Source organism: Streptomyces sp. NPDC051576 (genome assembly GCF_040681835.1).
Lineage (GTDB): Bacteria > Actinomycetota > Actinomycetes > Streptomycetales > Streptomycetaceae > Streptomyces.
In genome coordinates this window covers 153,774-170,463 of record NZ_JBFAZO010000011.1, presented here as the reverse complement: position 1 = coordinate 170,463, position 16,690 = coordinate 153,774, and the positions used below count along the sequence as shown (strand labels likewise).

General features: G+C 71.3%; 15 protein-coding genes and 1 pseudogene. 11 read left to right on the top strand and 5 right to left on the bottom strand.

All coding sequences use genetic code 11. The features are described 5' to 3' along the window. The first annotated feature begins 16 nt into the window (after positions 1–16). From AB0M63_RS32355 to AB0M63_RS32340, 4 genes are all read left to right on the top strand, one after another. Positions 17–3,883, top strand: a complete 3,867-nt coding sequence (locus AB0M63_RS32355; protein ID WP_366021893.1) for a Pls/PosA family non-ribosomal peptide synthetase — start codon at positions 17–19, stop codon at positions 3,881–3,883. A gap of 80 nt (positions 3,884–3,963) precedes the next feature. Continuing rightward, positions 3,964–5,307, top strand: a complete 1,344-nt coding sequence (locus AB0M63_RS32350; protein ID WP_355906410.1) for a M1 family metallopeptidase — start codon at positions 3,964–3,966, stop codon at positions 5,305–5,307. 64 nt (positions 5,308–5,371) lie between these two features. Further along, positions 5,372–6,100 (top strand): hypothetical protein, encoded by a 729-nt coding sequence (locus AB0M63_RS32345; RefSeq protein WP_355906407.1) that lies wholly within the window; start codon positions 5,372–5,374, stop codon positions 6,098–6,100. Between the two features lie 19 nt (positions 6,101–6,119). Beyond that, positions 6,120–6,500 carry a YchJ family metal-binding protein gene (locus tag AB0M63_RS32340; RefSeq protein WP_355906404.1) on the top strand — a complete coding sequence of 127 codons (381 nt, stop codon included), beginning with the start codon at positions 6,120–6,122 and terminating at the stop codon, positions 6,498–6,500. A 5-nt stretch (positions 6,501–6,505) separates the two neighbouring features. On the opposite strand, the gene AB0M63_RS32335 is transcribed toward AB0M63_RS32340, so the two are convergent. Then, complete coding sequence (locus tag AB0M63_RS32335) at positions 6,506–7,207, bottom strand: FadR/GntR family transcriptional regulator (protein WP_355906401.1); 702 nt, start codon at positions 7,205–7,207, stop codon at positions 6,506–6,508. A 152-nt stretch (positions 7,208–7,359) separates the two neighbouring features. On the opposite strand from AB0M63_RS32335, the gene AB0M63_RS32330 reads away from it, so the two are divergent. The 3 genes and pseudogenes from AB0M63_RS32330 to AB0M63_RS32320 form a co-directional block, all read left to right on the top strand. After that, positions 7,360–7,878: a gluconokinase gene (locus AB0M63_RS32330; protein WP_355906398.1), complete on the top strand. Its 519-nt coding sequence runs from the start codon at positions 7,360–7,362 to the stop codon at positions 7,876–7,878. Between the two features lie 43 nt (positions 7,879–7,921). Further along, complete coding sequence (locus tag AB0M63_RS32325; protein WP_355906395.1) at positions 7,922–9,319, top strand: gluconate:H+ symporter; 1,398 nt, start codon at positions 7,922–7,924, stop codon at positions 9,317–9,319. Positions 9,320–9,538: 219 nt separating this feature from the next. Next, positions 9,539–9,737 (top strand): annotated as a pseudogene (locus tag AB0M63_RS32320) (L-idonate 5-dehydrogenase); the annotation flags it as partial. 291 nt (positions 9,738–10,028) lie between these two features. On the opposite strand, the gene AB0M63_RS32315 reads toward AB0M63_RS32320, so the two are convergent. The 4 genes from AB0M63_RS32315 to AB0M63_RS32300 form a co-directional block, all read right to left on the bottom strand. After that, entirely contained in the window at positions 10,029–10,664 is a 636-nt protein-coding gene (locus tag AB0M63_RS32315) for a cytochrome b/b6 domain-containing protein (protein ID WP_366021892.1), read from the bottom strand. Continuing rightward, positions 10,648–11,391 carry a molybdopterin-dependent oxidoreductase gene (locus AB0M63_RS32310; RefSeq protein WP_355906389.1) on the bottom strand — a complete coding sequence of 248 codons (744 nt, stop codon included), beginning with the start codon at positions 11,389–11,391 and terminating at the stop codon, positions 10,648–10,650. Before AB0M63_RS32310 ends, AB0M63_RS32315 begins: the two co-directional genes overlap by 17 nt. Before the next feature lie 114 nt (positions 11,392–11,505). Beyond that, positions 11,506–13,059: an APC family permease gene (locus AB0M63_RS32305; RefSeq protein ID WP_355906386.1), complete on the bottom strand. Its 1,554-nt coding sequence runs from the start codon at positions 13,057–13,059 to the stop codon at positions 11,506–11,508. 57 nt (positions 13,060–13,116) lie between these two features. Then, positions 13,117–14,067 carry a hypothetical protein gene (locus AB0M63_RS32300; protein WP_355906383.1) on the bottom strand — a complete coding sequence of 317 codons (951 nt, stop codon included), beginning with the start codon at positions 14,065–14,067 and terminating at the stop codon, positions 13,117–13,119. A gap of 353 nt (positions 14,068–14,420) precedes the next feature. Between AB0M63_RS32300 and AB0M63_RS32295 the strand changes: the two genes are divergently transcribed. Genes AB0M63_RS32295 through AB0M63_RS32280 form a run of 4 tightly spaced genes read left to right on the top strand, consistent with a single transcriptional unit; the run spans position 14,421 to position 16,605 of the window. Further along, complete coding sequence (locus AB0M63_RS32295; RefSeq protein ID WP_355906380.1) at positions 14,421–15,314, top strand: DMT family transporter; 894 nt, start codon at positions 14,421–14,423, stop codon at positions 15,312–15,314. A gap of 37 nt (positions 15,315–15,351) precedes the next feature. Further along, a complete protein-coding gene (locus AB0M63_RS32290) occupies positions 15,352–15,882 on the top strand; it encodes an NUDIX domain-containing protein (protein WP_355906377.1) in 531 nt (176 codons plus the stop codon). Positions 15,883–15,892: 10 nt separating this feature from the next. Next, positions 15,893–16,285: a DUF202 domain-containing protein gene (locus AB0M63_RS32285; protein ID WP_355906374.1), complete on the top strand. Its 393-nt coding sequence runs from the start codon at positions 15,893–15,895 to the stop codon at positions 16,283–16,285. Continuing rightward, a complete protein-coding gene (locus tag AB0M63_RS32280; protein ID WP_366021891.1) occupies positions 16,282–16,605 on the top strand; it encodes a DUF202 domain-containing protein in 324 nt (107 codons plus the stop codon). Before AB0M63_RS32285 ends, AB0M63_RS32280 begins: the two co-directional genes overlap by 4 nt. The last annotated feature ends 85 nt before the right edge of the window (positions 16,606–16,690 follow it).

Genomic DNA, 16,690 nt, shown 5'->3' with positions numbered 1-16,690 from the left:
TGAGACGCGAGGACCGATGGCAGCCATACACGAGAGCAGTGCTCTCGGCCTGCTCGACGAAGAGATCCGCACCCAGTTCGGCGATACGGCACGTTTCTCCGCGGCACCCGCCGCCTCGCCCCGCACGCTCGTCGACATCTTCGACGCGTCGGTGCGGTCGTATCCCGACGAGCTCGCCCTGGACGACGGCACCGTCTCCCTCACCTACCGTGCGCTGGCCACCGAGGTGGAGACCCTGCGCCGGACGCTCGCAGCGGCCGGTGTCGGCCTCGGCGACCGGGTCGGTGTGCGCGTTCCCTCCGGGACCAACGACCTCTACATCGCGATCCTCGCCGTCCTCGCCGCCGGCGCCGCCTACGTCCCCGTGGACGCCGAGGACCCGGACGAGCGGGCCGAGCTGGTGTTCGGCGAGGCCGACGTACGGGCCGTGATCGGTGCCGAGCACGCGCTGACCGTGCTCGGGCGGGGCGAGGCCCCGGCCGCCCGGCCCGGTGTCGAGCAGGACGCGTGGATCATCTTCACCTCCGGCTCCACCGGCAAGCCCAAGGGCGTCGCCGTCTCGCACCGCAGCGCGGCGGCCCTCGTGGACGCCGAGGCGGCACTGTTCCTCACCGACGACCCGATCGGTCCGGGTGACAGGGTCATGGCGGGACTGTCCGTCGCGTTCGACGCCTCCTGCGAGGAGATGTGGCTCGCCTGGCGCTACGGCGCCTGCCTGGTGCCCGTGCCGCGCTCCCAGGTCCGCAGCGGCGCCGACCTCGGCCCCTGGCTGGTGGACCAGGACATCACCGTCGTCTCGACCGTGCCGACCCTGGCCTCCCTGTGGGAGCCGGAGGCGCTCAACGACGTACGCCTGCTGATCTTCGGCGGTGAGGCCTGCCCGCCCGAGCTGGTGCAGCGGCTGGTCACCGAGGGCCGTGAGGTCTGGAACACGTACGGGCCGACCGAGGCGACCGTGGTGGCCTGTGCCTCCCTGATGACCGGCGACGAGCCGATCCGTATCGGACTCCCTCTGAACGGCTGGGAGTTGGCCGTCGTCGACGAGGCCGGCGTGCCCGTCCCGATGGGCGGCAGCGGGCAGTTGGTGATCGGTGGCGTCGGGCTCGCCCGGTATCTGGACCCCGAGAAGGACGCGGAGAAGTACGCGCCCCTCGAATCGCTGGGCTGGGAACGGGCGTACCGCAGCGGTGACTTGGTCAAGGCCGAGCCCGAGGGGCTGATCTTCCTCGGCCGGGCCGACGAGCAGATCAAGCTCGGCGGACGCCGGATCGAGCTGGGCGAGGTCGACGCGGCGCTCCAGGCGCTGCCCGGAGTCGCGGGTGCGGCTGCCGCCGTGCGGACCGCGCGCAGCGGCAACCAGCTCCTCGTCGGCTACGTCGTCACCCAGGAGGGCTGGGACCAGGCCGCCGCCGTCGAGAAGCTGCGGGCCGAACTGCCCGCCGCCCTCGTGCCGTTGATCGCGCCGGTCGAGGACCTCCCGACCCGCACCTCCGGCAAGGTGGACCGCAACGCGCTCCCGTGGCCGCTCGAAGGCATGGAGACCCGTGGCGCGAAGGAGCAGCTCTACGGCACGGAGGCCTGGCTCGCCGAGCAGTGGGCCGAGGTGCTCGGCATCCCGGTGAGCAGCGCGGCCGACGACTTCTTCGCGATCGGCGGCAGCAGCCTGGCCGCCGCTCAGCTCACCACCCGGCTGCGCACCCGTTACCCGAGCGCGGCCGTCCTCGACATCTACCAGCAGCCGACCCTGCGCAAGCTGGCCCGGCACCTGGAGGACTCGGCGCAGGGCGACGGCACCGCGCGCGTGATCGCGCCGGTCCCGGCCCGCGCCAAGGTGATCCAACTCCTCGCGCTGGTCCCCCTGTTCACCCTGGCCGGCCTCCGCTGGACGGTGGCACTGGCCGCCCTCGGCAATGTGCTGAACGGCTACGCCTGGCTGCCGACCGCGTCCTGGTGGCTGGTCGCCGCCGGTGCGCTGCTCCTCTTCAGCCCGCCCGGCCGGCTCGCGATCGCCGCGGGCGGTGCGCGCCTCCTGCTGCGAGGCGTGAAGCCGGGACGCTACGACCGTGGTGGCAGCGTCCATCTGCGGCTGTGGGCGGCGGAGCGGCTGGCCGAGTTCAGCGGGGCGACCTCACTGACCGGATCGTGGCTGGAACGGTACGCGCGTGCCCTCGGCGCCAAGATCGGCCCGGACGTCGACCTGCACTCCCTCCCGCCGGTCACCGGCATGCTCAAGCTGGGCCGCGGTGCCGCGGTCGAGTCCGAGGTGGACCTGTCCGGCTACTGGCTGGACGGCGACCGTCTGGAGATCGGCCCGGTCAAGGTCGGCGCGCACGCCGTCGTCGGCACGCGCAGCATGCTCTTCCCCGGTGCCCGGGTGGGCAAGCGGGCCGAGGTGGCGCCGGGTTCGGCGGTCACCGGCACGATCCCGACCGGCCAGCGCTGGGCGGGCGCGCCCGCCGTCAAGCTCGGCAAGGCCAAGCGCAACTGGCCCAAGGAGCGCCCGCAGCGGGGCACGTACTGGCGCGTGATGTACGGCATCACCGGTTTCGCGCTGACCATGCTGCCGGTGGTCGCCGGCGCGGTCGCCCTGCTGGTGACGAGCCTGTTCGTGGCGCCGGGCGACGGTCTCGGCGAGGCGCTGCGGGGCGCGTCCGTGGCCCTGGTCCCGGCGACGCTCGCGTTCGGGCTGACGTACGCGCTGCTGATCCTGATCGGGGTCCGGCTGCTCAGCCTCGGGCTGCGCGAGGGTACGCACCCCACACACAGCCGGATCGGCTGGCAGGCGTGGACCGTCACGCAACTGATGGACCTCTCCCGCGAGACCCTGTTCCCGCTGTACGCCGGTCTTGTCACGCCGGTGTGGCTGCGGCTGCTCGGGATGCGGATCGGGCGGGGCGCCGAGGTGTCGACGGTGCTCGCGCTGCCGAGCCTGACGACCGTCGGCGAGGGTGCCTTCCTGGCGGACGACACCTTGACCGCGCCGTACGAACTCGGTGGCGGCTGGGTGCGTGTCGGGAGGGCCGAGATCGGGCGGCGGGCCTTCCTCGGGAACTCCGGGATGACCGCGCCCGGGCGGAGCGTGCCGGACGGCGGGCTCGTCGGGGTGCTGTCGGCGACGCCGAAGAAGGCGAAGAAGGGCACGTCGTACCTGGGGCTGCCGCCGGTGAAGCTGCCGCGCAGCACGAGCGGCGGCGACCAGAGCCGGACGTACGACCCGCCGGCCCGGCTGCTGTGGGCGCGCGGCCTTGTGGAGCTGTGCCGGATCGTACCGGTGTTCTGCTCGGCCGCGCTGGCGCTGCTGACGGTGGCCGCGCTGTGTGCACTGGGTGTGTGGGCGCCGCTGCTGGCGGGCGTGGTGCTGCTGGCGGTGGGTGCTCTCGCCGGGCTGGTGTCGATCGTCGCCAAGTGGGCGCTCGTGGGGCGGCACCGCGGTGCCGAGCACCCGCTGTGGAGCGGTTATGTGTGGCGCAACGAGCTGGCGGACACCTTCGTCGAGGTCGTGGCGGTGCCGTGGCTGGCCGGTTCGGTCCCGGGTACTCCGGTGCTGACGGCCTGGCTGCGCGGGCTCGGCGCGCACATCGGCAAGGGCGTCTGGGTGGAGAGCTACTGGCTGCCCGAGACGGACCTGGTGACCCTGGAGGACGCCGCGACCGTGAACCGCGGCTGTGTGCTCCAGACCCACCTCTTCCACGACCGGATCTTGCGGACGGATACTGTGGTCCTCCGTGAGGGCGCGACGCTGGGTCCTGGCGGAATCGTCCTGCCCGGCAGCGAGGTCGGGGCGCGCACCACTCTGGGCCCCGCATCGCTCGTGATGGCGGCGGAGTCCGTCCCGGACGACACCCGCTGGCTGGGCAATCCGATCGAGTCATGGCGACCCTGAACACGGGTCGCGCGGCGTCGGCTTCGGAAGGCGGTGCACGGGTACGAGATACGAGCACAGCGCAGGGAGCAGACGCAGCAGTGACCGTTCAGCAGGCGGCAGGGCAGGACCCGTATTTCCCGGCAAACGGCGATGCCCGCTACCGGGTGCACCGCTATGAGCTGGCGCTGGACTACCGTCCCGGCCCCAACCGCCTGTCCGGCACGGCCCGTATCAACGCGATAGCGGGCCGGGCGCCGATGCCCGAATTCCAGCTCAACCTGGGCGACTTCAAGATCGGTCGGCTCCGGGTGGACGGCCGCCAGCCGCACTACACGCACCGCGGCGGCCGGCTGCGCGTCCGGCCCGCGAAGCCGCTGCGGGCCGGGGCCGCGTTCACCGTCGAGGTGCACTGGTCGGGCAACCCCAAGCCGGTCGCCAGCCCCTGGGGCGGCCTCGGCTGGGAGGAGCTGACCGACGGCGCGCTCGTGGCGAGCCAGCCGATCGGGGCACCGTCCTGGTACCCGTGCAACGACCGCCCCGCCGACAAGGCCTCGTACCAGATCTCGATCACCACACCGTCGGCGTACGCGGTGGTGGCGGGCGGCAGGCTGCTGACGCGCACGACGAAGGCCTCGACGACGACTTGGGTGTACGAACAGTCGGCGCCGACGTCGAGTTACCTGGTCGGGCTGTCGATCGGGAAGTACCAGACGGTGCTGCTGGGCGACCCGGGCCTGGGCGGTGTCCCGCAGCACGGGCACCTCCCCGCCGAGCTACTCCCCGAGTTCTCAAGGGACTTCGCCCGCCAGCCCGCGATGATGGAACTCTTCCAGGAGCTGTTCGGCCCGTACCCCTTCGACGAGTACGCGGTCGTGGTGACGGAGGAGGAACTCGATGTCCCCGTCGAGGCACAGGGGTTGTCGCTGTTCGGCGCCAACCACGTTGACGGGGCCCGGGGTTCGGAGCGGCTCGTCGCGCACGAGCTGGCTCACCAGTGGTTCGGCAACAGCGTGTCCATCGCCGACTGGCGGCACATCTGGCTGAACGAGGGCTTCGCCAAGTACGCGGAATGGCTGTGGTCCGAGCGCTCCGGCGGCCGCACCGCCCACCAACACGCCGCCGCCGCACACCGGTTGCTCTCGACACTCCCCCAGGACCTGCGCCTCGCCGACCCCGGCCGCAAGTCGATGTTCGACGACCGCCTCTACGAACGCGGCGGAGTCACCGTCCACGCGATCCGCTGCGCGCTGGGCGACATCGCCTTCTTCCGCATGCTCCGCAGCTGGGCAAGCCTGCACCGCAACGGCACGGTCACCACGACGACGTTCACGTCCCACGCGTCCCGGTTCACCTCCGAGCCGTTGGACCAGCTCTTCGACGCGTGGGTGTTCGGGACTCGGTTGCCGCCGATGCCTTCGGCCGAGACGGGGATCGCGGTCTGAGTCGTCGGTTCCGTTGCGAGGGTGGAACTGACGGAGTATCAAGTGACTTCACGGGGGTGAGGTCATGGCAGCCGCATGGAGCCGGGGGTGCGCGGGGACGGGTGAGTGGCTGGAGGTCTACGGGGAGACGGAGCCGCAGTCCATCCCGCTGGAGCGGATCTTCGCCACGGGATCGGACAAGGCGGCCCCTTTCACGGGGTACCTCTACGTCTGGACGCTGGGGTACACGGGGGACGCGCCGCAGGTGAAGGTCACGCTGCTGTTCCCCGCCGTGGGCGGCTGGCGGGTGAAGGACGTCCAGGCCATCGTGTACCACCTGCCACCGGTGGCGGACGAGCGGGCGTGGCGGGCCACACTGGCCAGGGACATGCGGGCGGCCGGTCCCGTTCTGGAGGCCGCCGGCAAGCTCACGGCGGACCTGGTCGGCTTTCCCGAGCTCAACGCGATCACGTCCGCCGCGGCCCACATGAGGGCGCGCAGCGCGCCCCAGATGCGGGACGAGGAGTGGTACGTCAAGAGGGTGCACCGCAGTCCCGCCGGGGACCTTCACCAGGGAGTCGAGTGGACGCTCCCGGCGAACTTCGTGAAGCAGATCGGGACCCGGGTCACCGGCGCGCTCCTCGTCCAGTTCGTCGGTGCGGCGCCCGCGCACGAGGACCCTGACCCTCCTGGCGGCGAGCCGCTGCCTCTCCTGGCCTGCGCGGCTCTCACGCGTGACAAGGAGACGAAACTGCCCGAGGACGACTATGTCCGGCTGCCGCTCCGCGTCACCCCCGAGCGCCCGCGAACGTAACCCCGGCACAATGGTCCCCATGTCCCGACCCACCCCCTGCCCCTGTGGCCTCCTCACCCCCTACGACACCTGCTGCGGCCGCTACCACTCCGGCACCGCCGCCGCCCCCACCGCCGAGGCGTTGATGCGCTCGCGCTACTCCGCCTTCGTGCGGCTGGACGCGCCGTATCTGCTGCGCACCTGGCACCCGCGGACGCGGCCCGCCGAACCGCTGGAGCTCGACCCGGGGATGCGGTGGACGGGGCTGGAGATTCTGGAGACGGGGGGCGGGTCGGCGTTCCACTCGGCGGGGACCGTGACGTTCCGGGCGTCGTACCGGGGTGGGTCGATCCATGAGCGGAGCCGGTTCGAGCGGGTCGACGGGGCGTGGGTGTATCTCGACGGGGAGTTCTTGGACTAGAAGGGCTACGGGGCCAGGATGTCCAGTTCCTGGAGGGCGCCGACCGTGATCTCGCGGGTCAGGGCCTCCGCGCGGACGGCGTCGCCCTCGCGGACCGCCTCCGCGACCTGGACGTGCAGGGTCACGGCGGCCGGGTCGGGGTCCTCGAACATGACCTCGTGATGCGTGCGGCCGGCCAGGACCTCGGTGACGACGTCGCCGAGGCGGGCGAACATCTCGTTGCCGGAGGCGGCCAGGATCACCCGGTGGAAGGCCACGTCGTGGACGAGGTAGCCCTCCAGCCTGTGGCCGCGGGAGTTGGCCACCATGCCGATCGCGCACTCGGTGAGTTCCGCGCACTGCTCCGCTGTGGCGAACTTGGCCGCGAGGCCCGCCGCGATCGGCTCGACGGCGGAGCGCAGCACGGTGAGTGAGCGCAGTTGCTGCGGACGGTCGGCGCCGGCCAGGCGCCAGCGGATGACCTGCGGGTCGTAGACGTTCCACTCGGCCTTGGGCCGCACCGTCACGCCCACCCGGCGGCGGGACTCGACCAGGTGCATGGATTCGAGCACGCGGACCGCCTCGCGCATCACGGAACGCGACACCTCGAAGTCCTTGGCCAGTTCGTCCGTACGCAGGACACTGCCCGGCGGGTACTGGCCCGCGGTGATGTCGGGGCCGAGGGAGTCGAGTACGCGGCCGTGCAACCCGCGGCCCGGAGTGGTCATGCACTCAGAGTACGGGGCGGGTCACGGAACCAAAAAGTCAGACTTATAAGTCACAGACTCTTGAATTCGTCGTACCTAATCGGTTTCAGTGGGTTCACATCAGTCGGTCGGTCGGCATTCGGTGCCGACGGAGACAGGACAGCGAGGCAGCGATGCGCACCCCCCATGTCGTCGTGGTCATGGGCGTAGCGGGCACCGGGAAGACCACCATCGGTCCCCTGCTCGCGGCCCGGCTCGGCGTTCCCTACGCCGAGGGCGACGACTTCCACCCGCAGGCCAACATCGCCAAGATGTCGGCCGGACACCCGCTGACGGACGACGACCGGTGGCCGTGGCTGGACGCCATCGGCTCCTGGGCGCACGGACGCGCGGGGCTCGGCGGAGTGGTCAGCAGCTCGGCGCTGAAGCGGTCCTACCGGGACCGGCTGCGGGCCGCCGCCCCCGGTGTCGTCTTCGTGCATCTGACCGGCGACCGCTCGCTGATCGAGGACCGGATGGCGCACCGGCACGGGCACTTCATGCCGACCGCGCTGCTCGACTCCCAGTTCGCCACGCTCCAGCCGCTGGAGGCGGACGAGGCGGGGGTCGCCGTCGACATCACGGGCAGCCCGGAGCAGATCGCCGAGCGGGCGACAGCAGCGCTGGAACAGGTTCCCGAACCGACCCTGTAGCACCTCTCACCCCACCCCACCCCGAATCCGCAAGGAATCCACTGTGACCAGACTCAGCGTCGAGATGCTGGCAGCGGACCCCGTCGAGCCCATCACCTCGGCCGGCCACGCGCAGTTGGGCATCGCCGTACTGGCGGGCATCGCCGTCATCGTCCTGCTCATCACCAAGTTCAAGATGCACGCCTTCCTGGCGCTGACCATCGGCTCGCTCGCGCTCGGCGCGTTCGCCGGGGCGCCGCTGGACAAGACCATCACCAGCTTCACCACCGGACTCGGCTCCACGGTCGCCGGGGTGGGCGTGCTGATCGCGCTGGGCGCGATCCTCGGCAAGCTGCTCGCCGACTCGGGCGGCGCGGACCAGATCGTCGACACGATCCTCGCGAAGGCCGGCCCCCGGTCGATGCCGTGGGCGATGGTCCTGATCGCCTCGGTGATCGGGCTGCCGCTGTTCTTCGAGGTCGGCATCGTGCTGCTGATCCCGGTCGTGCTGATGGTCGCCAAGCGCGGCAACTACTCGCTGATGCGCATCGGCATCCCCGCGCTGGCGGGTCTGTCGGTCATGCACGGCCTCATTCCGCCGCACCCCGGGCCGCTGGTCGCGGTCGACGCGGTCAAGGCCAACCTCGGGCTGACCCTCGCGCTCGGTGTGCTGGTCGCGATCCCGACCGTGATCATCGCCGGTCCGCTGTTCTCGAAGGTCGCCGCCCGCTGGGTGGACGTCCAGGCGCCGGACCGCATGCTCCCGGAGCGTCCCTCCGAGGAGCTGGAGAACCGTCCCGGCTTCGGCGCGACCCTCGCCACGATCCTGCTGCCGGTCGTGCTGATGCTCTCCAAGGCCCTGGTCGACGTCGTCATCGACGACCCCGAGCACACCGTGCAGCGCGTCTTCGACGTCATCGGCTCCCCGCTGATCGCGCTCCTCGCGGCCGTCGTCGTGGGCATGTTCACGCTGGGCCGTCCGGCCGGGTTCACCAAGGAACGTCTCTCCACGACCGTCGAGAAGGGCCTGATGCCGATCGCGGGCATCCTGCTCATCGTCGGCGCGGGCGGCGGCTTCAAGCAGACGCTGATCGACTCCGGCGTCGGCCAGATGATCCTGGACATCTCCAAGGACTGGTCGATCCCGGCGCTGCTGCTGGCCTGGCTGATCGCGGTGGCGATCCGGCTGGCGACCGGTTCGGCCACGGTCGCCACCATCTCGGCGGCCGGTCTGGTCGCCCCGCTGGCCGCCGACATGTCGACGACCCACACCGCCCTCCTGGTGCTGGCGATCGGCGCGGGCTCGGTCTTCTTCAGCCATGTCAACGACGCCGGATTCTGGCTGGTGAAGGAGTACTTCGGCCTCAGCGTCGGCGAGACCCTCAAGACCTGGTCCGTCATGGAGACGATCATCTCGGTGGTCGCGGGCGGACTGGTCCTCCTCCTCTCGCTGATCATCTAGGGGTACGACGCAACAGACGTGACGGCGACCGGCTCACCAAGGCCGCCTTCGACGTCACTGACGGCCCGTCGGTCACCGCCGGGACAGCGGACTTCGTGAGCGGTCAGGTGCGCTGTACGTCGACGGCGGTATGACGAGCGTGCTGTGAAGGGGACCACGGTGCCGGGCACGCTGGGTTGTGTGATCCGGGGTCAGGACGTCCTGCGCGTCGAGGAGTTGATGACCCCGGAGCCCGGCCCCGGCTCCGACTTCCACTTCTGGCGCCACGGCGGCGTCGGCGACTTCCACCTCAAGGAACCGGTGCCGCTGGGCCACCCGGCATCTCGGCAGCGCGGCCCGCTTCCCACACGTACAGGGCGGCTTCGCGGCCCAAGTCGTGGTCCCCTCAGGTCAGTTGAGGTCGGCCAATCCCTCGGGCAGGGCGCCGGCGCGGCCGTCGGTCAGCAGCCGCCAGGTGTAGGTCGGTTGGCGAGGGTGCGCTGACGTCCCGGGCGGCCGACCGCCCGGCCAAGGCCGAGAAGCGGCAACCTCGCCCCGCGTCCCCGGCCGGGGGTTCCGCGCGCCGCCGGACACAAGGACCTACGTCCCCCGCCGCCGGGAACTCCCCGCCGTGGCCCACTGGTTACGGCCCACTCACACAGCAACGCCCTCGTCCGCCGGAGCAGTTGGGTCCGCCGAGAATCAAACAGTCCCGAAGATCCCTACGCCCCTACGGCTTCCACAACGGATGCTCCCGTTTCGCCCACTCCCTGCGCACCGACCCCGTGCGCAATCCCTCCCGTGCCTCCGGATCGCCCAGGGCCATGCCGATGTGGCCGCCGAGGACGATGCCGATCGTCAGGGCGAGCCAGTCGTGGACGAAGGTCGCGCTGGTGCGCCACATGATCGGGGTGAGGTGGCTGAACCACATCATCAGGCCCGTGCCGAGCATGACCAGGGTGGCGCCGGCGATCCAGTTGGCGTAGATCTTCTGGCCGGCGTTGAACTTGCCCGCGGGGCGGGCCGATCGGCGTTTGTCGCGCAGCAGCGCGCCGCGCAGCCAGACGCGGTCGTGCGGGCCGAAGCGGTTGAGGAAGCCGAGGTTGACGCGGAAGCCGCGGTTGACGAGGCCGATCAGGACGGGCACGGGCAGCGCGACGCCGGCCAACTCGTGGATACGGACGACGAGTTCGCGGCGGCCGACGAGTTCTGCGAACTGCGGGATGTAGAGGCAGGCCGCGGTGGCCACGCAGATGCCCATCAGCGCGGCCGTGGTCCGGTGCACCCAGCGCTCGGTGCGGCCGAAGCGGCGGACGCGGGCCGACGGTTCCGTGCGCGGGGCGGGGGTGTCAGCTCGTAGGGTCATCGTCGCGTCCGTTCGACTTGCCGACCCAGGCGTCGACGTCGTAGCCCCGGTCCTCCCAGTATCCGGGCTTCACGTCCTCGGTGACGGTGATGCCGGAGAGCCACTTCGCGGACTTGTAGAAGTACATGGGGGCGACGTAGAGGCGGACCGGGCCGCCGTGGTCATGGCCCAGGTCCTTGTCCTGCATGCGCAGTGCGACCAGGATGTCGGAGCGCCGCGCCTGGTCGAGGGTGAGGCTCTCCGTGTAGGCGCCGTCGAAGCAGGTGAAGCGGACCGCCCCGGCCTTGGCGCGCACTCCCGCGGCGTCCAGGAGCCGGGACAGCCGCACTCCCTCGAAGGGCGTCCCGGGGACCCGCCAGCCGGTGACGCACTGGACGTCCTTGACCAGCCTGGTCTGCGGCAGGGCCCGTAGGTCGGCCAGGGTGTAGGACGCCGGTTTGTCGACCAGGCCGTCGACGGTGAGCCGGTAGTTCTGGGCGTTCTTGCGCGGCACGGACCCGGTGACGGAGTAGTAGCGGAAGCCGCCGCCGTTCGGGAGCAGTCCGGTCAGCCCCGTGGGGTCCTTGCCGGACATGGCGCCGAGGAACCCCTCCATGCCTTTCTGCACGGCGGGCGCGGTGATGACGCCGAGGGCGCCCAGGCCGAGGGTGCCGAGCAGGACACGGCGGCCGAGCGGCCGGCCCTCCGCCTTCTCTGTCCCCTCGGGCTCGGGTTGTTCAGGGTTCACGCATTCATTCGAACACCCGCGACCCCGGCACGGCCAGGGATCGCGGATACCCGTCAGACTTCCGTAACCACTTCTTACGTGCTTCTCAGCGACCAGAGTTTCGACGACCCGTTCCTACGACGCCTCCGTCGCCGCCTTGTCGAGCTGGAACGCCTCGTTGCCGAGACCGATCCGGGCATGCGCCTCGGGGTTGCGGGAGCGCAGGAGCAGCCCCTGGGCCAGACCGACCAGCAGGGCGAGGCCGATGATGCCGGGCAGGATCCAGCTGAGGGAGGAGTTCGGGCCGGCGCCGACCAGGACGTCGAAGTCCTTGACCGTGTAGACGGCGATGACGACGAGCGCGACACCGGCCAGCCCGGCGGCGACCAGCCGCCAGGCCTGGGCACCGGCGGCGCCGCGGCGGGCGAAGAAGACGATCACCGAGAGCGAGGCGGCGGCCATCAGCACGATCACACCGAGGGCGCCGATGTTGCCGAACCAGGTGAACAGGTGGAGGACCGGTTCGGTGGGGTCGCCGGTGGGCTTGTCGTCGGCGATCGCGAAGGCGATCACGGTCACGGCGGACACGGCGGTCTGTAGGAGCGAGCCGGTGCCGGGGGCGCCGCTGGAGCCCGTCGTACGGCCGAAGGCGGACGGCAGCAGACCCTCACGGCCCATGGCGAAGGCGTACCGGGCGACGACGTTGTGGAAGCTGAGCATGGCCGCGAACATGCCGGTGACGAACAGGACGTGCAGCACGTCGGTGAAGGTGCCGCCGAGCCGGGACTCGGTGAGGTAGAAGAGCAGGCCGGCGCTCTGCTTCTGGGAGACACCGACGATCTGGGAGGGCCCCGTCGCGACGGTGAGCGCCCAGCAGCTCAGCGCGAAGAAGACGGCGACGCCGCCGACGGCCAGGTACATCACGCGCGGCACCAGGATGTGCGGCTGGCTGGTCTCCTCCGCGTACACCGGGGCCTGTTCGAAGCCGAGGAAGGCGGCGATGCAGAAGCAGAGGGCGGTGCCGATCCCGGCGCCGCTGAGGGTGTCCGGGTTGAAGGCGTGCAGGGACAGGCCCTCCTTGGCCGGGTCGGCGACGGCCGCGATGTCGAAGATGACGACGAGGGCGACCTCGATGACCAGCAGGACGCCGAGCACGCGCGCGTTGACGTCGATCTTCAGCCAGCCGAGCGTGCCGACGACGAGCACGCCCACCAACGCCGGTATCCACCAGGCCACTTGGAGGTGGGCATAGGTGGAGAACAGCCCGGAGACCTCGAAGCCGAAGATGCCGTAGATGGCGAACTGGAGGGCGTTGTACGCGACGAGCGCCACCAGGGCCGCGCTCGCGCCGGCGGTGCCGCCGAGGCCGCGGGAGATGTACGCGTAGAAGGCGCCCGCGTTGTGGACGTGTCGGCTCATCTCGGCGTAGCCGACGCTGAAGAGGATCAGGACGACGCCGAGGAGGACGAAGAGGAGCGGCTGCCCCTCGATACCCATCACCGCGAATGTGGTGGGCATGACACCCGCGACCACCATGAGGGGCGCGGTCGCCGCGAGCACGGAGAGCAGCAGTCCTCCGGTGCCGAGGCGGTCGGCGCGCAGGGCGCGTTCCTGCCCTCTGAACGTGCTGATACCGCTGCCGCCGCCGTCGGCGGTGGCGCTGCTCGTGCTGGAACTGCCCGTCGTCATGGCGGGAACGTCCTTTCGGAGTCACTAGGGGATCGCTGAGGGGTCGCTACGGGGGCGTTACGACGTCCCGAGCGCGGTGGCGCGTGCGGCACGGAAGGCGGTGAGCGGGTCGCGGTCGGGGTAGGACCACGGGGCCGGGGTCGGATGCTCCCCGATGCGGTGGAACAGGGCGGCGGCCTCGGCGCTGCGGCCCTCGCAGCACTTGGCGTGGGCGAGGAAGTTGAGGTCGACCAGGCGGCGCGGATGCCCTTCGTGCTCCCATTCCAGCCACCAGTCGAAGGCGGCCTTCATGACCTGCCGGGCCCGGCGCCCCGACCAGTGCCCGGAGGCGGCCGGATCCGCGGGTTCCAGACCGGCGGCGGCCAGCACGCGGTAGCGCTCGGCGTGGGCGATCACCGGCAGGATGGCGAGCGGGGAGTCGGCGGGGGCCTGTTCGGCGGCCCAGTAGGCGAAGTCGTAGACCTCGTGCAGCGGATCGAGACCGGCGGTGGCCCGGCGCTCCGCCAGCCGGGCCACCATCAGATGGTGGGCGTGGTGATGGTCGGCGTGCCGGTGACGGACCTCGTCGAAGAGCCGGACCACCTCCTCGTCGGCGCCGACGCCGTGCTCCAGGAGCAGCAGCCCGAGCCACGGCGTCGGATCGGCGGGCACCCGGGCCGCCGCCGCGCGGCAGGCGTCGCGGGCGCGGGCCGGTTTCTCCTTGCCCGCCAGCACCCGCTGGACCTGGGCCACGGCGAGCAGGACGGAGGCGTCACCGGACTCGGGCTCGGCGAGCAGCCAGTCGCGGGACCAGGCGGCGGCGTAGGACTCCAGGGCGAGAACGGTGACCCGGTGGGCACGGAGGTCCCAGTCGTTGCCCGTCCGGGCGAGCAGTCCGCGCGCCACCTGCCAGCGGCCCTGGGCCAACGCGGCGCGGGCTGCGACGAGTTGGTCGTCGTCGAGCGCGGCGTCGAAGGCCTGGGACGCACGCTTGTGACGGCGTCCGAGGGGTGGCGGGGGTGGGGACACCCGGGTATTCCTCACGATCCTCACGCGACGCTGCGGGACATCGGCGCGCTATCGGCCGATCACGCACAGCAAACCCTCCGCCAATACTTCACGTCAAGGGCCGCACCACCGTTACACCTGTCAACTGCCGTTACGTGTGCGGCACTTGTGGCCCGACCACCTACCCGGGACGGTACGCTCCCAAGCGTTCGCGGGTCACCGTTGTGGCGTACGCCATGGCGCTCGGGCGCTCGGCAGCGGACCATGGCAGCACGGTCCCGTATCCGGGAACTTCCAGGGGCACGCCGGACCCCGGGGCGCTACAGTCGCCCAAACGCATCCCGTAGCCCGGCCCAACGATCGAGGTACGCAGCGTGTCGGTTCTGGTTCTGATGCTCTCGGTGAGCGCGGCCTGTTGCCTCGGCTTCGGGTTCGTGCTCCAGCAGAACGTGGCCCAGCAGGCACCCCTGAGCGACTTCCTCTCGCCGCGGCTCCTCCTCGACCTGATGCGGGTGCCGCGCTGGCTCGGCGGTATCGGTCTGATGGTCGCGGGCATGGTGCTCGGCGCAATAGCGCTCAGCCGCGGCGAGGTCTCCCTGGTCGAGCCGCTGCTCGCGACGAACCTGCTCTTCGCACTCGCCCTCTCCCGCAAGCAGACCAGACAGCCCCTGGGCCGTCAGGGCTGGGCGGGCCTCGCGCTGCTCGCCGGCGGCGTCACGACCTTCATCGTCGCGGGCGAGCCGCGCAGCGGGACGGCGGTCTCGGACCCCTTCCGCCACTGGCTGATCATCGGCGCGATGGTGGGCCTGGCCCTGCTCCTCACGACATACGCCAAGCGGTCCCGGCTCAGCTCGGGCCCGGTCCTGCTGGCCCTGGCCGCCGGGCTCCTCTACGGCGTGCAGGACGCGCTGACCCGGGTCAGCGGCCAGCGCTTCACCGAGGGCGGCCTCACCGAACTCGTCACCGGATGGCAGCCGTACGGTGTGCTCGCGCTCGGGGTGACCGGCCTGATCCTCGTGCAGAGCGCGTTCGAGACCGCTCCCCTGCGCATGTCCCTGCCCGCTCTCACCGCGGCCCAGCCGCTGGCCGGGATCATCTGCGGGGTGGGCTTCCTGGGCGACCGGCTGCGCACCGACACCGGGGCGCTGGCCTGGGAGGCGGTGGGCCTCGCCGGGATCGTCGTCGGCATCCTGCTGCTCGGGATGCACCCCGCGATGCCGCGCGGCATCACGAAGCCGCGGCAGGCCCTGGACCTCCAGCCGCACTGACCGACACCGACGGCCCGGCCCCTGTTTGGATGGGGACATGAGCGCAGCAGACGAACTCCTCGACATCGTCGACGAGCACGACCAGGTCACCGGCCAGGCCCCACGCGGCGAGGCGTACGCGCGGGGCCTGCGCCACCGAGCGGTCTTCATCCAGGCACGGGACGCGCAGGGCCGTATCTTCGTCCACCGCCGCACGCCCACGAAGCTGGTCTTCCCGTCCCTCTACGACATGTTCGTCGGCGGGGTGGTCGGCGCGGGCGAGTCCTACGACGAGGCGGCGCTGCGCGAGGCCCAGGAGGAACTGGGCGTCTCCGGGCTGCCGCACCCAGGCTTCCTCTTCAAGTTCCTGTACGACGACGGCGGCGGGCGGACCTGGTGGTCGGCGGTGTACGAGGTGCGCTGCGAGCTTCCGGTCAGCCCGCAGGTGGAGGAGGTCGCCTGGCACGCCTTCCTGGAGGAGGGGGAGATCGTACGGCGACTGGACGAGTGGGAGTGGGTGCCGGACGGGCTGGCGGCCTACGAGAAGCTCAAGGGGTACCGGGAGGAATCGGCCGGACGGGCCGGATAGGGTCCTGCCCGTGATCGAATTCGCACGGAACGTCCGCCTGTGGTTCGCGCCCCAGGAGATCCGCGAGGAGGGCGGCACACCCGACTACCGGTTCTCGCTGGCCAACGAGCGCACCTTCCTGGCCTGGCTGCGCACCGCGCTCGCGCTGATCGGCGGGGGTTTCGCGGTCGACCAGTTCCTGCCCGATCTGCGCTGGGCCTGGCGGGTCGGCCTCGCCCTCGCGCTGCTCGCGGCGGGCGTCCTGTGCTCACTGCGCGCGGTCAACCACTGGGTGCGCTGCGAGCGGGCGATGCGCCGGGGCGAGGATCTGCCGGTGTCGCGTTTCCCGGCGCTGCTGAGCATCGCCGTCGCGGTGGTGGCCGTGGTGATGGTCGTCGTAGTACTCGCCGGCTGGGAAGGATGACCAGGCCTCCGGCCCCGGACCGCGACCCGGGCCTGCAACCCGAACGCACCCGACTGGCCTGGCGCCGCACCACCCTGTCGAGCACGGTCGCCGCGGTACTCGCCGTGAAGGCCTCCCTTCACGGCGGAGTCCGCCCGGAGGGGGTCATCATCTGCGCCCTGTGCTGCACCCTCTGGCTGTCCTTCCTGGCAGTGGCCCACAACCGAATCCACACCCTCACGACCGACACCACACCCCCGGCCCTTTCTCCTCGCCTCGCCACGACGGCGGTGCTGTGCACGGTGGCGGTGGCGGTGTGCGCGGCGGTGCTTGTGTATTGAGGCGTGCGGTGCCAGTGAGTCGACCGGAGCCGCGGATGCGCTCGCACACGCCAAAGCCCACCAGCGCCGACCGCCGATCCCGGCG

What these genes read in the sequence shown, in the direction of transcription:
- AB0M63_RS32280 (WP_366021891.1), top strand. Translation starts at nt 16,282, where the DNA reads ATGACCAGGCCTCCGGCCCCGGACCGCGACCCGGGCCTGCAACCCGAA.
- AB0M63_RS32315 (WP_366021892.1), bottom strand. Translation starts at nt 10,664, where the DNA reads ATGACCCTACGAGCTGACACCCCCGCCCCGCGCACGGAACCGTCGGCC.
- AB0M63_RS32355 (WP_366021893.1), top strand. Translation starts at nt 17, where the DNA reads ATGGCAGCCATACACGAGAGCAGTGCTCTCGGCCTGCTCGACGAAGAG.
- AB0M63_RS32290 (WP_355906377.1), top strand. Translation starts at nt 15,352, where the DNA reads ATGAGCGCAGCAGACGAACTCCTCGACATCGTCGACGAGCACGACCAG.
- AB0M63_RS32305 (WP_355906386.1), bottom strand. Translation starts at nt 13,059, where the DNA reads ATGACGACGGGCAGTTCCAGCACGAGCAGCGCCACCGCCGACGGCGGC.
- AB0M63_RS32345 (WP_355906407.1), top strand. Translation starts at nt 5,372, where the DNA reads ATGGCAGCCGCATGGAGCCGGGGGTGCGCGGGGACGGGTGAGTGGCTG.
- AB0M63_RS32330 (WP_355906398.1), top strand. Translation starts at nt 7,360, where the DNA reads ATGCGCACCCCCCATGTCGTCGTGGTCATGGGCGTAGCGGGCACCGGG.
- AB0M63_RS32335 (WP_355906401.1), bottom strand. Translation starts at nt 7,207, where the DNA reads ATGACCACTCCGGGCCGCGGGTTGCACGGCCGCGTACTCGACTCCCTC.
- AB0M63_RS32340 (WP_355906404.1), top strand. Translation starts at nt 6,120, where the DNA reads ATGTCCCGACCCACCCCCTGCCCCTGTGGCCTCCTCACCCCCTACGAC.